15 protein-coding genes are annotated in these 14,984 nt (G+C 61.7%); 5 read left to right on the top strand and 10 right to left on the bottom strand.

Annotation, left to right across the window (positions count from 1 at the left end):
- Positions 1–58 precede the first annotated feature (58 nt).
- Positions 59–1,681 (bottom strand): DEAD/DEAH box helicase, encoded by a 1,623-nt coding sequence (locus tag IC231_RS15930; RefSeq protein ID WP_190785520.1) that lies wholly within the window; start codon positions 1,679–1,681, stop codon positions 59–61.
- Positions 1,682–2,050: 369 nt separating this feature from the next.
- Between IC231_RS15930 and IC231_RS15925 the strand changes: the two genes are divergently transcribed.
- Positions 2,051–2,302, top strand: coding sequence for a hypothetical protein (locus IC231_RS15925; RefSeq protein WP_190785479.1), 252 nt, complete (start codon positions 2,051–2,053; stop codon positions 2,300–2,302).
- Positions 2,303–2,330: 28 nt separating this feature from the next.
- On the opposite strand, the gene IC231_RS15920 is transcribed toward IC231_RS15925, so the two are convergent.
- Complete coding sequence (locus IC231_RS15920) at positions 2,331–3,347, bottom strand: Gfo/Idh/MocA family oxidoreductase (RefSeq protein WP_190785478.1); 1,017 nt, start codon at positions 3,345–3,347, stop codon at positions 2,331–2,333.
- Between the two features lie 60 nt (positions 3,348–3,407).
- Here IC231_RS15920 and IC231_RS15915 point away from each other — a divergent pair, with 60 nt between their 5' ends.
- The 3 genes from IC231_RS15915 to IC231_RS15905 all read left to right on the top strand — a co-directional run bounded on the left by IC231_RS15915 (position 3,408) and on the right by IC231_RS15905 (position 6,730).
- Positions 3,408–4,214 (top strand): class I SAM-dependent methyltransferase, encoded by an 807-nt coding sequence (locus IC231_RS15915; RefSeq protein ID WP_211539113.1) that lies wholly within the window; start codon positions 3,408–3,410, stop codon positions 4,212–4,214.
- 363 nt (positions 4,215–4,577) lie between these two features.
- Complete coding sequence (locus IC231_RS15910) at positions 4,578–5,705, top strand: CaiB/BaiF CoA transferase family protein (RefSeq protein WP_190785477.1); 1,128 nt, start codon at positions 4,578–4,580, stop codon at positions 5,703–5,705.
- Between the two features lie 167 nt (positions 5,706–5,872).
- Positions 5,873–6,730 carry a hypothetical protein gene (locus IC231_RS15905; protein WP_211539112.1) on the top strand — a complete coding sequence of 286 codons (858 nt, stop codon included), beginning with the start codon at positions 5,873–5,875 and terminating at the stop codon, positions 6,728–6,730.
- A 128-nt stretch (positions 6,731–6,858) separates the two neighbouring features.
- Here IC231_RS15905 and trpS read toward each other — a convergent pair whose 3' ends face one another.
- The 5 genes from trpS to IC231_RS15880 all read right to left on the bottom strand — a co-directional run bounded on the left by trpS (position 6,859) and on the right by IC231_RS15880 (position 11,003).
- On the bottom strand, positions 6,859–7,836 hold the full coding sequence (gene trpS / locus IC231_RS15900) for a tryptophan--tRNA ligase (RefSeq protein WP_190785476.1): 978 nt from the start codon (positions 7,834–7,836) through the stop codon (positions 6,859–6,861).
- 94 nt (positions 7,837–7,930) lie between these two features.
- On the bottom strand, positions 7,931–8,668 hold the full coding sequence (locus tag IC231_RS15895; RefSeq protein ID WP_190785475.1) for a queuosine precursor transporter: 738 nt from the start codon (positions 8,666–8,668) through the stop codon (positions 7,931–7,933).
- Positions 8,669–8,677: 9 nt separating this feature from the next.
- On the bottom strand, positions 8,678–9,589 hold the full coding sequence (locus IC231_RS15890) for a ribonuclease Z (RefSeq protein WP_190785474.1): 912 nt from the start codon (positions 9,587–9,589) through the stop codon (positions 8,678–8,680).
- Between the two features lie 134 nt (positions 9,590–9,723).
- Positions 9,724–10,098 carry an STAS domain-containing protein gene (locus IC231_RS15885; RefSeq protein ID WP_044002696.1) on the bottom strand — a complete coding sequence of 125 codons (375 nt, stop codon included), beginning with the start codon at positions 10,096–10,098 and terminating at the stop codon, positions 9,724–9,726.
- A 101-nt stretch (positions 10,099–10,199) separates the two neighbouring features.
- Positions 10,200–11,003, bottom strand: a complete 804-nt coding sequence (locus IC231_RS15880; RefSeq protein ID WP_190785473.1) for a DUF4198 domain-containing protein — start codon at positions 11,001–11,003, stop codon at positions 10,200–10,202.
- Between the two features lie 162 nt (positions 11,004–11,165).
- Here IC231_RS15880 and IC231_RS15875 point away from each other — a divergent pair, with 162 nt between their 5' ends.
- The gene (locus tag IC231_RS15875; RefSeq protein WP_211539111.1) at positions 11,166–12,197 is read left to right on the top strand and encodes a fasciclin domain-containing protein; all 1,032 of its coding nucleotides are present in this window, start codon (positions 11,166–11,168) and stop codon (positions 12,195–12,197) included.
- Positions 12,198–12,314: 117 nt separating this feature from the next.
- Here the strand turns inward: IC231_RS15875 and IC231_RS15870 are convergent, their stop codons facing one another.
- The 3 genes from IC231_RS15870 to IC231_RS15860 all read right to left on the bottom strand — a co-directional run bounded on the left by IC231_RS15870 (position 12,315) and on the right by IC231_RS15860 (position 14,908).
- Positions 12,315–13,292 (bottom strand): MlaD family protein, encoded by a 978-nt coding sequence (locus tag IC231_RS15870; protein WP_190785472.1) that lies wholly within the window; start codon positions 13,290–13,292, stop codon positions 12,315–12,317.
- A gap of 69 nt (positions 13,293–13,361) precedes the next feature.
- Positions 13,362–14,141: an ABC transporter ATP-binding protein gene (locus IC231_RS15865; protein WP_190785471.1), complete on the bottom strand. Its 780-nt coding sequence runs from the start codon at positions 14,139–14,141 to the stop codon at positions 13,362–13,364.
- 11 nt (positions 14,142–14,152) lie between these two features.
- Positions 14,153–14,908 carry an MlaE family ABC transporter permease gene (locus IC231_RS15860; RefSeq protein ID WP_190785470.1) on the bottom strand — a complete coding sequence of 252 codons (756 nt, stop codon included), beginning with the start codon at positions 14,906–14,908 and terminating at the stop codon, positions 14,153–14,155.
- Positions 14,909–14,984: the final 76 nt, after the last annotated feature.

The following is a 14,984-nucleotide window of genomic DNA, read 5'->3' as shown; positions in this document are numbered from 1 at the left end:
AGGCAATAAGCAGAAAGCCCCTGTTACACCAGTAACAGGGGCTTTCTGCTTGTCTTACTTACTCGGCGTTGGGCGCCGCTGGAACCGGGCTTTCGGTGGTAGCTGCATCTCCTTCGGGCCGCGGGCCGCGACCGGAGCGGTTGCGGCCGCCCCGCTTGCGCCGGCGCTGGCCTTCTGTTTTTTCGCCTTCGGCCCGCGGCTCAGTTCCTTCCGGCAACTCTCCTGCGGGGCGTGGAGCATGTGGCTCCCGTGGCGGACGGGCTTCGCCTTCCGGGCGTGGGGCGCGAGGCTCCCGGCGGGGGCGGCTTTCGCTGCCTTCGGGGCGGTCTTCGCGGGGTGGGCGCTGGTAGGGCTGCGCGGGGGCCTGGCCAGAGTCCAAGGCAGCTAGAGCGGCCTGGGCTTTGGCAATACGCGCCTGCTGGTCGGCGTCGGGCTTGCCGTCGCCGCGGCTGGGGCGGTTTCCCTCGCGGCCGCCACCCTCGGAGCGCGGGCCCCGGTCGCGGCCTCCGCCGCTTCCACCAGAACGGGTACCGCCGCGCTCTGGCCGGCCACCAATCTTGCCGCGCAGCCCGCTAAAGCGTTTCGGGTCGAACTCGGGCGCTTCACCCAGGCCCATAGCTTCCGTGATGCTCTGCTTTTCTACTTCGCGCTCAATCAGCTTTTCAATCTTCAGTACCCGGTCCTGGTCCTGGTCGGAAATGAAGGTGATGGCCGTGCCCTTGGTGGCCGCGCGGGCTGTGCGCCCGATGCGGTGAACGTAGTCTTCGGCGGCGCGCGGAATGTCGTAGTTCACCACGTGGCTCAGCGAGTCGATGTCGATGCCGCGGCTGAGTACGTCGGTGGCTACCAGAATCGGGAACTGCTTGTTTTTGAAGGCCCGCATGATTTCCTCGCGTTCCTCCTGCGTCCGGTCCGACGAGATGCCGCGGGCCTCAATGCCGAGCTTGTTGATGGCCCGCACGATACCGCCCACGGCCGCTTTCTGGCTCGTAAAGAGCACCATGCTCTGCACGTCCTGGGTCTTGATGATGTGCTCGAGCAGGTAAATCTTCTGGCGGTCGAAGGCCATGTAGAACTGCTGGTCGATGCCGGCGGCGGGCTTGGATACGGCCAGCCGGATTTCCTCCGGGTTCTTGAGCAGCTGCTGCGAAAAGTCGCGGATTTTGCTGGGCATGGTAGCCGAAAACAGCAGCGTCTGGCGCTCCTTGGGCAGCTGGCGCACGATGTTGAGGATGTCATCGGAGAAACCCATGTCCATCATCTTGTCGGCCTCGTCAAGCACCAGATACTTCAGGTCCTCAAACTTCACGTAGCCCATCTGCATGTGCGCAATCAGGCGGCCGGGCGTGGCAATGATGATGTCGGCGCCAGAGGTGAGGGCGCGCTTCTGCTGCTCCCAGCCTTCGCTCTTGCCGCCGCCGTAGATGGCAATGGAGCTGGCTTCCACGAAGTAGCCAAAGCCCGTCACCTGCTCGTCAATCTGGGTGGCCAGCTCGCGGGTGGGCACCAGCACCAGCGTGGAGGTGGTGCCGTGCTTGGCATGGGAAATCTTGTCGAGGAGCGGCAGCAGGTAGGCGGCGGTTTTGCCGGTGCCGGTCTGGGCGCAGGCAATCAGGTCTTTGCCTTCGAGAATTTTGGGAATGGCCTGCTCCTGAATGGGCGTGGCATTCTGGTAGTTCATGGCGTCCACGCCGGCCAGCAGGTCGTCGTGGAGGTTGAATTCGTGAAACGTCAAGGTTCAGCGAGTTAAAAGGTGAATGGCTGACCTTGGTTTCCTGGTCAGCTTGCGGCAGTATATAGTCTTACAGCAAAGATAGGAGGATTTCGCACGGCTATGCCTGGTCGGATAAGCGCAACTGGGCGTGCTGCTTACGCGCTGGGCGGTTGGGGCAGCGGGCAGTGTTGGCATGGCAGATGAGCATTGCTGCCCGCCAGGCTGCCGGCTCAGCAGTAACTGAGGCTGCCCAAAACGCAGCAGGTAAAAAGCAGTCTGCTCCATCGTATCCTTCACCATCTACGTACGGGGTAGTGTACCTTTTGCCCCATCGTCATGTCCACTGATTTTGCCGCCAACAGTTCCCAGCTCGTACGCTACCATCTGCAGCTGCCCGATTCAATAGAAGAACAGGAGCTGATTGCTATTCGCGGCCTGCTCACCGAGCACCACTTTCTGGTAGACCAGCTCGGGCCCGGCGAAGCAGTGGTGGCCTCCACCCAAGGCGCTGACCCGGACTGGGGCCCGGTCAAAGCGGCTATGAAGGCACTCGGACACCCGATTCTGTCTGTTACCACGGCAGAATAGCTGCTTATGCCTGCGCCAACCCACCTCGCTATTGCTCCAGCGCCTGCAGCTGCCAGCGCAGCTCCTCGGCCCGGATAGGATACGGCCTGCCGTGGCGTAGTGCCTGGTATACCGCCTCGAACAAGGCCGGGTAGTTGCCGTGGGGCGTCGAGAGTTGGCTGACGGTCTTTTCACCGGTTTCTGCCACCACGGTCAGCACGCCTTCCGAGCCGGCCGGGTCGTGGCCGTAATTGGCAGCGGTGGGCAGCAGGCCCTGGTCGAGCTGGGTTTCCTGCACGTCGGTGCGCTGCTGCTGAAAGCTGCCGCGGGTGCCGTGCAGCACGTAGGCGGGCACGGGGGCGGCCGTGAGCAGGCTGCCGGTCACAAACACGTTCAGGCCGCCGGGGTAGGAGAGGTGCAGATGAAAATAGTCGTCAACGCGGGAGTGGGGGCGGTGGCTGGCCAGCGTTTTGCGTACTTGCGTCGGCTCCCCGAACAGGCTCAGGGCCTGGTCCAGCACGTGCGGGCCTAGGTCGAAGCTGAGGCCGCTGCCGGGCGTGGCGGGGTCTTCCTTGAAGGCCTTGGCGTTGAGTGCCGCTTTGTACCGGTCGAAGCGGAAATGCACCTCCGTAAGCTGCCCCAACTGCCCGCTTTCTACCACCTGCCGCACCAATTGAAAGTCGGAGTCCCAGCGCCGGTTCTGGTAGCCGAATACGTGCAGCTGCCGCTCCTGGGCCAGTTGCAGCAGCTCATCCAGCTCGGCAACGGTAGTGGCCACGGGCTTCTCGATGAGCACGTGCCTGCCGGCCTGCAGTGCCTGCCGGGCCAGCTCGAAGTGCGTACCGTTGGGCGTGTTCACCACCACCAGCTCGATTTCCGGGTCGGCCAGCAGCTCGGCCACGCTGCCGTAGCTCCGGATAGCAGGATAGAAGTCGGCGGCCTGCTTGCGGCTGCGTTCCACCACGGCCCGCAGCTGAAAATGAGGGCTGGTGGCTAGGAAGGGTGCATGAAAAATACGTCCCGACATGCCGTAGGCGAGCAGGCCGGTCTGGATTGGATGAGACATGGGCAGGTGGTGTAAGAAGCTCGATTGCTAGGGACAATACGCCGTATAGCCGGCGAAGGTGTGCTACCATACGGGCAGTTGCCCGGTGCCGGCCGCCGCCCGGTGCTACAATCCACCCCCGATACCCTGCCCATGCTCGACCGATTCTCTGCCCAGGCCGACCTCTACGCCCGCTACCGCATCGACTACCCACCGGAACTGTATGCCTGGCTGCTGCCCCATGTGCCGGGCCGGGAGCGGGCCTGGGACTGCGCCACCGGCAACGGGCAGGTGGCCGCCGAACTGGCCCGGCACTTTGCCCACGTGGCGGCCACCGACATCAGTGCAGCGCAGCTGGCGCAGGCCCCGCCGCTGCCCAACGTCACGTACCAGAAGTCGGCCGCGGAGCATACGCCGTTTGCGCCGGCTTCCTTTGATCTTGTTACCGTAGGGCAGGCCGTGCACTGGTTTGATCCGGAGGCCTTCAACCAGGAAGTGCGCCGCGTGCTGCGGCCCGGCGGCGTGGTGGCCGAGTGGGGCTACGGCCTTGTGCAGTTGCACCATGATCCACTGGATGCCGTTGTCCGCACCTTCTACGCCGACACTATGCGCCCTTACTGGGACGAAAACCGCTGGCACATCGACGACGAATATGCCCGCCTGCCGTTTCCGTTCGGGGCCGTGGCCCAGGCCCGCTTTCCGGTGCTGCGGCAGTGGTCGGCGGTCTGGTTCCTGAACTACCTACGCACCTGGTCGAGCGTGGTGAAGTATGAAAAGCAGCATGGCCACGACCCGGTGCTCAGCATCGCCGGGGAGCTGACGCGCCTCTGGGGCCCTGGTGAGCGGCAGGTGGTGTTTCCGGTGTTTGCGCGGCTGGGAACCGCATAGCCGCGCATGATGCTCCCAGGTGGCCGGGTGAAAATCACGCGTGCTACCGTGAATTTCAGGCGAGGCCGGTTGATTTTTACTGGCTGTCAGGTAAAAATCATTCGAGGTCGGGTAAATTTTACTGGGCTTCCCATGAATTTCATGCGCGGTCGGATAAAATTCACGCGTGTTCGGATGATTTTTACTCGACCTCCCGTGAATTTTACCCAAGCGCCTGTGCCATAGACAGGCTGGCGCGTGAAACTCACTCGACCACGCATGAAATTCACCCGGCGCCAGGTGCATTTCATGCAATGCCGGGCTTGGCTTGCGGCGCAGAGGCCGGTGCCACTGGTTCGGCGGGTTTGCCTTTCTTGCGCGTCTATGGCTGCTACTTTCTTTGATTTGCCGTTTCAGGGCCTCCGTGTGCTGGAGCTGGCTTCCGTGCTGGCCGGCCCACAGGTGGGGCAGTTTTTTGCCGAGCTGGGGGCCGAAGTTCTCAAAATTGAAGCCCCGGCCGGCGACGTGACCCGCACCTGGCGTACGGCCGCCGAAGCGCCCGATACCACCGTCACGGCGTATTTTTCCTGTGCCAACTGGGGCAAGCAAAGCCGGATGCTGGACCTGACAACCGCCGCGGGCCGCGCCGAACTGCACCGCCTGGCCCTCGAAACCGACATCGTGCTGGCTAGCTACAAGCCCGGCGACGCCGAGAAGCTGGGCGTCGACTACGCAACGCTGTCGGCCCACAATCCGCGGCTGCTCTATGGGCATATCACGGGCTATGGCCCACACACGGCCCGCGCCGGCTATGATGCCGTGCTGCAGGCCCAAACCGGGTTCATGCACCTGAATGCCGCCGGCCCGGCCGCTGAGCCCCAAAAAATGCCGGTGGCTCTCATGGATTTGCTCACCGCGCATCAGCTCAAGGAAGGCCTGCTGACGGCGTTGTACCGGCGCGAGCGAACCGGCCAAGGTGCGCTGGTGGAAGTAAGTTTGCTGGATAGTGCGCTGGCCTCTCTGGCCAACCAGGCCGCTACCTTCCTCGTCACGGGCCACGACCCGCAGCCGCTGGGCTCCGGCCACCCCAGCATTGTGCCCTATGGTACGGTGTATGAGGCTGCCGATGGCGTGCGCCTGCTGTTGGCCGTGGGCGCCGACCGGCAGTTTCAGCACCTGTGCGACGTGCTAGAGCGCCCCACTTGGGCCGCAGATGCCCGCTTCCGGACCAACCCCGCCCGCGTGACACACCGCACCACGCTGGAACAGCTCCTGCGCGAACGGATAGCCGAAATAAGTGGCACCGACCTGCTGGCTGAGCTGGAACGGCGGGCCGTGCCGGCAGGGGCCGTGCGCACTGTTGGGGAGGCCCTGCGGCAGGAGTCGGCGCAAGCCATGTTGCTGCCAGCGCAGCCGGAATTTCCGCATCCGGGGTTGCGTACCGTGGCCTTCCGTAGCTCGGGTTGGCCCGTGGCGGCGGTGGTGGCGGCACCTCCGCTGCTGGCCCGGTAGAGCCTTCTGGCTTCGGTCTTCGGCAGCGGTAAAGTTTTGGCCAATCCCAGACTACCGAAACTCCGCTGCCGTTACCTTGCGTAGATACCAGCACTATCCTGGCCGCTTCCGAGCGGCTATTCACCCGGCGCGCAGCCTGCCTGCCCGCCCCCGTACTTGCCCTCCCGATGGCCGACACCCAGCCTACCTCTGCCGCTTCTGCCGTCACCTCTGCGGCGCATACTGCCCACTCGCGCTCCGCGCCATCGGCTGCCGCGGCCAGTTCGGGGAGCGGGGCGCCCAACACGAAGAACACGGCAACCAACGCACCCGGCACGCCCGGCGCCAACCCCACCGACCGCCTCGACCTGATTTTTGAAGGCCTCAAGCAGAAGTCGTCGGCCAAACAGGCCATCTACCGGAATACCCTGGCTACATTCGATATGCTCCGTAGCGTGTCGCAGGAGCTGGTAGTGGAATTGAGCCGGCGCATCACCCCCGTCGATTCGACCGTAATTATCGAGTACCGGCCCGTAAACGAAATGGAGTTTCACATCCGTTTCTCCGGCGACCTGCTCGTGTTTGTGATGCACTCCAACATCGTCACCTTTCCCGACGACTACGGGCCCATGGACACGAAGTATGTGGAAGAGGACTTTCGTCGTCGCTTCTTCGGCCACATCATGGCCTACAATTTCATGGCCGACAGCATCAAATACCAGCGTCTCAACGACCCCGGCTATCTGGTGGGCCGCCTGCTCATCAACATCGACAACCACTACTTTCTGGAAGGTGTGCAGCAGCTGGAGCTGCCCGATAACGACATGTCGGACAATGCCGTGACACCCGACGGGCTCAAGCTGTTCGTGGAAAGCGCCATGGTGGCCGCCGTCAATAACGACCTGATAGCCCCGCCGCTCAATGACATCCAGAAAATATCGGTGAAGCAGAAGCTGGAAAACCAGCAGGTAAGCCGCGGCAGCAAGGTCGGCTTCAGCTTCTCCAATGAGCAGCGCCACACCAGCGTCGACGGCCTCGTTTACTAACTGCTAAACATTCTAAACGGCTGTCATCCTGCGCAGAGCGAAGGACCCTGGCACGGTGAACGTAGTTGTTCTGGCGTAATAAGGTCCTTCGCTCTGCGCAGGATGACAGTCGTTTGTTGCGTTACGGCTTACCGCCGCAGGTAGCCTACTTTTTCGCGCACGTTATTCAGCACTTCGGAGCCGTAGGCCTGGGCTTTGCGGGCACCTTCGGCCAGCTTGCGGTCTACTTCGGGCAGATTCTGGCTGTAGAAGTTGTACTGTTCCCGCTCCGTGGCGAAACGCTCCCGGATCAGCTCGAAGAGGGCCGTTTTGGCGTGGCCGTAGCCATAGTTGCCGTTCAGGTAGTTCTGGCGCATCTCGGCGGTTTGCGCGGGCGTGGCCAGCAGCGAAAACAGCTTGAAGGTGGTGTCGGTATCGGGGTTTTTGGGCGCCTCCAGCGGCGTGCTGTCCGACACGATGCTGCGGATGGTTTTGAGCAGGGCTTTGTCGTCCTGGAAAATGTCGATGATGTTGCCGTAGCTCTTGCTCATCTTCTGCCCGTCGAGGCCGGGAATGGTCATCAGCTGCTCGTCCACGCGGGCCTGGGGCAGCACGAAGGTTTCGCCGTAGCGGTTGTTGAAGGCCGACGCAATGTCGCGCGTGATTTCCAGGTGCTGAATCTGGTCTTTGCCCACGGGCACGATGTCCGCGTCGTAGAGCAGAATGTCGGCCGCCATCAGCACCGGATACGTGAACAGGCCGGCATTCACGTCGGAAAGCCGGTCACTCTTGTCCTTGAACGAGTGGGCGTTGGCCAGCATTGGGTAGGGCGCAAAGCAGCTCAGGTACCAGGTCAGCTCCGTCACCTGCGGCACGTCCGACTGGCGGTAGAACAGGTTTTTGTCGGTATCGAAGCCGCAGGCCAGCCACGCGGCCGCTACGGCGTAGGTGTTCTGGCGCAGCGTTTCGGCGTCGCGCACGGTGGTGAGAGAGTGTAGGTCGGCAATGAAGTACAACGACTCGTTGGCCGTGTTCTTCGACAGCTCAACGGCCGGAAGGATGGCGCCAAGCAGGTTGCCCAAATGAGGGCGGCCCGTGCTTTGGATGCCGGTCAGGATGCGGGACATGGATTGTTAAGCTATTGGCTATTAGCTGATGGCTGATAGCTTTTGTTGAAAGGAGAGAACGTCAGCCAACAGCTAATAGCCATCAGCTAAAAAACTACACCGCCACATCGGCCGCAGCTTCTTGCTGCAACTCGTTTGTGGCTTCGTCGCCCAGGTACCGGTCGATGAGGAAGTGGGCGAGGTAGAGCACGGGCGTGAGCAGAATAGCGGCCGCGAATTTATACCAGTAGTTGGTATTGGCCACGCTCAGCACCTGGTCCAGGGTCCAGTTGCCGAACAGGTAAAACGCCACGAACAGCACCACAAACGAATCGACGAGCTGCGAAATGAGCGTGGAGCCCGTGGCGCGCAGCCACACATAGCGGCCCCCGGTAGCGCGCCGCAACGCCTGAAACACGGTAGCATCGAGTACCTGTCCAATGCCAAATGCCGTGATGGAGCCTACGATAATGCCCAGGCCCTGCCGGAAAATGCTCTGGTAGGCGAAGTCAATGTTGAAAGGCCGCCCTTCGGCATCGGTCTTGTTAACATCAAGCCAGAAAGCGGCCGGTGGCAGTTTGGTGGTGGCGTATATCACCACAAAGGCAAACAGAATGAGCGCCACCGTGAGGTAGCTGATGCGCAGTACGCCCTGCTTGCCAAAATACTCATTGATAATGTCGGTGGTAACGAACACCACGGGCCAGATGAGCACGCCGGCCGTCAGGTTGCCGGGCAGGCCCATCAGCGCATCCACCGAGAATATCTTCACCCCAATAATCTCTGCCAGCAGCGCATTCACGATGAAAATGCCGCTGAGCACGAGGTAAAGCTGCTGTTTCTTATGAGACATAGCGTCTGTTTAAACCGATACCGATAGGCCTTCCACGGCCAGCTCCGTCCACTCGAACACCTCCTTGGCCTCGGCCAGCAGCGGCTGCAGATCGGGGTAGCGGCTGGAGAAATGTCCGATGAGCAGGCGCTGCACCTGTGCCCGGCGAGCCAGCAGCCCGGCCTGCCGGGCGGTGGAATGGTGGGTGGTGGCGGCCCGTTCGCGCATGTCGTTCAGGAACGTGGCCTCATGATAGAGCAGATCCACGCCGCGCACGAGGTCGGCCAGGCTTTCGGTATAGAGCGTGTCGGAGCAGAAGGCGTAGCTGCGGCTGTGGCGCGGCGCCGTGGTAACGGCCGCGTTGGCGAGCAACAGCTGGCCGTCGTCATCGAGCAGGTCTTCGCCCAGCGTAAGGGCATTGAGCTGCGCGGGCGTGAGGCCAGCTGGCAGCTTCTCCTTTACCAGATGGCGGCGCTTAGGTTTCTCGCGAAACAGGTAGCCACAGCACGGAATGCGGTGGCGCATAGGCAGCGTGTGCACCGTTAGGTACTTGTCCTCAAAAATCTGGGCGTGCTGCGTGGTATCAACAGCCGTGAACTCCAACTCGAAGCTCAGCTGCGTGTAGGAGTGGCGAAACTGCGTGGTCAGCACCTCATCAAGGCCGGGCGGGCCGAACAGCTGCAATGGCTCGGTGCGGCCATTGAGGTGCATGGTGCCCAGCAGCCCAAAGAGCCCGAAAAAATGGTCGCCGTGGAGGTGAGAGATGAACACCGTGCGGATGCGCTGGTGCCGGATCTTGTGCTCCATCAGGCGGCGCTGGGTACCCTCGCCACAATCAATCAGGTATTGCGCGCCGCTCACCGTCAGGACCTGCGCCGTGTGGTGGCGGTCCAGGAAGGGCGTAGCGGAAGCACTACCCAGAATTTTCAGCTCAAACTCCAAGTTGGTGAGTGGTTGGCAGTGGTGGGTTGGCAGGAGAAAACCAGCTGCACGGGCACCGCATAAATGCAAATTGGTTGTCAATTGTCAGCAATTCGCCTCTGACAACTGACAACCAACAACAGGCAACTGAAAAGCTACTCTTTGCTTGTCAGGTCGCGCTCAATGGCGTGCAGAAAAATCCGGTCGATGCCTTCTTCCACCGTGGGCAGAATGTGCAATACCGACTCCAGCTTGCTGATGGTGATAAGCTTCATCACGTGGTCTTGCAGGCCGGTGAGCACCAGCAAACCACCCGTAGAATTGCAGAGACGGTTGGCAATGAGAATAGAGCTCAGCCCCGACGAGTCGGTGTACTTTACGTTGCTGAGGTCGAGGATCAGGTTGTTGATTCCTTCGGCGTTCAGCTTCACGAATTCCGATTTCAGGTCGGGAGCTACGGTAGTATCCAGCTTCTTCTCGTCAATCGTAATTATCGTGTACGTTTCCTTTTTATCAATCGAGTACTTCATACCGTCGGTGGTTCGGGTTGTAAGGGAGTTGCGAAGGTAATAAAAAAAATGTTCGTTGGAAGTGTCCGCAGCCAAGGACACGAATCCCAAAAAAAGTTGCTTTAACGGCCTGAAACAGGGCGAAATCCAAAAGTGAGACTACTCCAGGTGGTTTGCCAATCGGCTTCAGGAAGCCTGGCAGGCACCATGTGCACGGTGCTGAGCAGATACTCGCCCGGTTCCGTTAATCGAAACAGCACCCGCCCGTTTTGGTTACTGTACAACTTAAAAACTCTCCCGGCCTGGCCGGGGCTGCGTTGCCATACCTGCACCAGCTGGCCGGGCCGGGGCTGCCCCTCGGCCAGCACACGCACCGTGAAAGAAGCCCCGGCTTTAAGTGTGTAGGGATTCTGCTCGGGCACCAGCTCCAGCGGCATTCCAGTGGGCCGGCTCCAGGTCCGGGCCGTGTCGGAAGCCGATGGGCTGCCCACTGCCAGCAGCGTTTTCGCGCAGCGTCGGTAAGCCTCGCGGCCCGGCAGCTGCAGGCTGCCCCGGCGTTGCCGTTCCAGCAAAATATAGTCGAGGCCCGCCGCCTTTAGATAGGAGTTGAACCTGTCGGCGTCTAGCGTCAGGAAGGCATTGTTCGTGGTCAGGGCCACTAAGTGCGTGCCCGGCTGCTGCAGGTGTACTACCGGGTGCAGCGTGTCGGGGGCGGTGGCGCCGGGCAAGAGGTTGGTGTAGCCGGCCGGAGCAAAATGAACCAGCTGCGTCACACGACTGCTTTTGCCGGCCCATTGGGTGCCCGCAAAAGCAGTCCCCACCAGTACCCGCAGCGTGAGTGTGGTGCCAGGGGCTGCAAAAAACTGCGAAGGCTGCAGCCAGAACTCACCGGCCAGTGAGGCACCTGCCAGCAGGCAGGCTGCCATAAGCAGACAAACGCGGAAAGGGCCGGGCATACGGCAAAGATGGAAGCCTGTGGGTAGGAATGAGCAGCGCGTGCTTACAAAATTTTGGCTCTCGATAACATCTGGCAGAGATGACGGTACTTATAATGTTGTTTAAGTTTTCACCTTAAAAGGTTCAACAAAATGAATGCATTTTCTCTCCCCAAATCCTGGGCCCTGCTGCGGATGCTGCTGCTAAGCCTGTTTGCTGCTTCCAGCTTTACGCTGGCATCCTGCGATGACGACGACGAAGATGTAACGCCTACTCCGACTTCTCAGAACATTGTGCAGGTAGCGCAGGGCAACGCCTCGTTTAGCACGCTGGTGGCGGCCGTTACGAAAGCTGATCTGGGGGCTACCCTGAGCGGTACCGGGCCTTTCACCGTGTTTGCGCCCACCAATGATGCCTTTGCCAAGCTGTCGGCGCCGTTCAACAACGCCGCCAACATCACGGCCATTACCGACCCCGCCCAGATTGCTACGCTGCGCGGCATCCTGCTTTATCACGTTGTTGCTGCCAACGTGAAGGCCGCTGACATTGCCAACGGCAGCAGCACTGTGGCTACGGCCCGGCCTGCCACCACGGTTGGTGGGGCTACCATCAACGACAACACGCTATACCTGACCAAAAACGCATCGGGCGTTTCCATTAATGGGGGTACCCGCGTCGTGACGGCTGATGTATCGGCCAGCAACGGTACCATTCATGCCATTGATAATGTGCTGATGCCCCCGAGCCAGACCATTGCGGCCATTGTAGTGGCCAGCGCCAGCCGCACCACCAACCCCGAGTTTACGCTGCTGCTGCAGGCCCTGCAGCGCCCGGCTGCCGCCGCCATCCTGACGGCTGCCGGCACGGCCAGTGCCAACGTAACGGTATTTGCGCCTACCGATGCCGCCTTCCGCGCACTGCTGGGCACCGCACCCCTCAGCTCCGTATCCGATGCCGACCTGACGGCTATTCTGTCGCGCCATGTCATCGGTACGGGCCGGGTATTCTCGTCTGATCTGGCGGCTGGCACGGTAACCACGCTGGGTGGCCCCGTCACGGTAGCGGCCGCCAGCAACAGCTTCACGGTACGCGGTGGCACCGGTACCGCCGCCAATATTGCCTCGGCCAACATTCTGGCTACCAACGGTGTCATTCACGTCATCGACCAGGTGCTTCGCCCCTGAGCAGGCCTTGGTTCCTGTCTAACTGCCTGACTCCCGGCTGCATCCTGTGCGGCCGGGAGTTTTTTTTGAGCCGCCCGCCGGTCTGTCCACGCTGCCGCTGCGTGGCTGCTTGCCGTGCTATGGGTGCTGGGGCAAAGGCTGCTGTTTTTTCTGCTGACGTCGCAGATAGCCGCGAACCAGAAAATTGTGCTGCAGCGCTTCCATGGTTTGGCTGAAGTCGGCGGTGCCTTGCTCTACGTGGCGCATACTCTGGCGCAGCTGCTGGCTCAGGGCAGTATCGGCGAGGAGCGTGTGTAGAGGCCCGTTGGGCGTTTGGGTCTGCTTTTGCAGACCGGCCAGCGTGGCCGCCAGCGTATCGGAGGTGGTGGCGAGCTGGCGCGAGGCATGGCGGAGTTGCCCGGCAAATGCCGTATCAGTGAGCAGGTAGCCCGCTGGCCCGCGCCCCGCCCGGATGCCGTGCGTGAGCAGCCGGATATCCGCAGAGGCCTGCCCCAGCTGGCTGGTGGCCGCCTCGGCATGCTGCATGGTGCGGCGGATGCTGGTCGTCAGCTGCGGGTCGTTGAGCAGCTGCCAGAATGCGTCACTGTGGTTGAGCTTGCTCGTTATCTGGCGCAGATCCTGCGTGATGCCCACCAGGTTTCGGTTCGACACGTCGAAGGTGCTGAGCATATCGTTGAGGGCCAGCGGGGTGGTGGTGCGCAGAACGTCGCCGGGCTCTACGGGCGGGGCAGGCGCGGGCGTGCCGGTCAGGTTGACAATGGTGTTGCCCACCAGCCCGTCGGTGCCGATAGAGGCCACTGTGTTTTTTCGCAGGAAGGGTTGCACGTCGCGGTTCAGGTCCATCGTTACACGCACGGTGCTGTCGTTCAGGATGCGGATGCGACGCACCGTTCCCACGTCGATGCCAGCCAGCCGGACGTTGTTGCCGGTGAGTAGTCCCGAGACGTTGCGGAAATCGGCCTGCAACTGCAGCCTGTCGCCGAACATATTCTGCTTGCGCCCGAGTAGGAACAGGGTCACCAGCAGGAACCCCAGACCGGCCAGCACGAACAGGCCCAGGCGAATATGATTACTGGCGGTACGTTCGGCAGGCATGGGGAGGGGGAGTGCAACAGCGGTGAGAGGTGTGGCGGAAGCCGGTGCGGGCCGGAAATGCGTGCGGCTTCAGGAGAAAAACGCGTGAACGATGGGATCGGGGCGGTGGAGCAGGTCGGTGTAGGTGCCCTCGGCGTAGCAGTGACCATCTACCAGCAGGGCCACGCGGTTGGCGGTCAGGCGCACGCAGTTCATGTCGTGCGAGATAATCAGGGATGAGGTGGTGTATTTCTGCTGCACCTCCCGGATCAGCTCGTCTATTTCGCGGGCCGTAATGGGGTCGAGGCCAGTGGTAGGCTCGTCGTAGAGAATGATTTCGGGCCGCAGAATGAGGGTGCGGGCCAGCGCAATGCGTTTGCGCATCCCACCCGACAGCTCGGCCGGCATCTTACTGGCGGTGTCTTCCAGCCCCACATCGGCGAGGGCCTGCCGCACCAGCTCGGCTTCCTCGCTGCGGCGGTGCGCCAGCCAGTGCCGCCGCAGCGGAAACAGCAGATTTTCGCGCACGGTCATCGAGTCGTAAAGCGCATTGCTCTGGAACAGAAAGCCTACACGGGCCCGCAACTGGTCCATAGCCGCGTGGTTGAGGGTCGCCACATCCTGGCCTAGTACTCGGATGCGGCCCGCATCTACCGGCAGCAGCCCGATGATGCACTTGATCAGCACCGACTTGCCGGAGCCGGATTTGCCCAGTACCACCACGTTTTCGCCGCGGTACAGCGTAAGCGAGAAGTCCTGCAGCACGTGGTTGCTGCCGAACGATTTGCTGACGTGCTCCACCGTCAGCACGGCCTCGGCCGGAGCCGGAGTCGCGGCGGCAGCGGCGGGCCGCGGTGCTGGTAGGGGCATGGGGGCAGGCATCAGTTCAGGCCTAGCAGGCCGGTAATCTGCACGGCCAGCAAATCGAGAATGAAAATAACCAGCGACGACACCACGACGGCCGAATTGGCCGCCCGGCCCACGCCCTCGGTGCCTTTGTTGGAATAGTAGCCCTTGTAGCAGCCAATAATGCCGACGACGAACCCGAAAAAGAAGGTTTTCAGGACCGCCGGCAGCACGTCGCCGAAGGTGAGCCGCGAGAGAATGTTGTTGACGAACAACGCCAGTGTCGTGACGCCTTTAATGTTGATGCCGAGGTAGGAGGCGTAGAGGGCAATGGCATCGGCCAGCAGCGTGAGCACCGGCAGCATGAGCGTAGTGGCCAGCACCCGGGTAACCACCAGGTACTTAAATGGGTTGGTGCCCGACACTTCCATAGCGTCAATCTGCTCGGTCACGCGCATGGAGCCCAGTTCGGCCCCGATGCTGGAGCCGATTTTGCCGGCAAAAATCAGGGCCGTGATGATGGGACCCATTTCCCGGATGATGGTCAGGCCCACCATAGTCGGAATCCAGGACTCAGCCCCGAACTGGGCCATGGTGGGCCGGCTCTGCAGCGTCAGGACGATGCCCATGATGAAGCCCGTGATGCCCACCAGCGGCAGCGACTGGTAGCCGATGACGTAGCACTGGTAGAGCAGTTCCTGCACCTCGTAGCGGGGCCGGAACCCTTCCCGGAAAAACCGACCGGCGAAGCCCGCAATGGCTCCGGTTTCGGTGAGTAACGTGCTATCCATCAGAAGAAAATAAGACAGAATACCGCTTCCGGTATACTACGGCAGAAAGGCAAAGCCGGATACCGGGACCGGGCAG

This window comes from Hymenobacter duratus, from assembly GCF_014698995.1.
GTDB lineage: Bacteria > Bacteroidota > Bacteroidia > Cytophagales > Hymenobacteraceae > Hymenobacter > Hymenobacter duratus.
The sequence above is the reverse complement of the archived record's forward strand: the minus strand, read 5'-3'. Positions and strand labels throughout refer to the sequence as shown.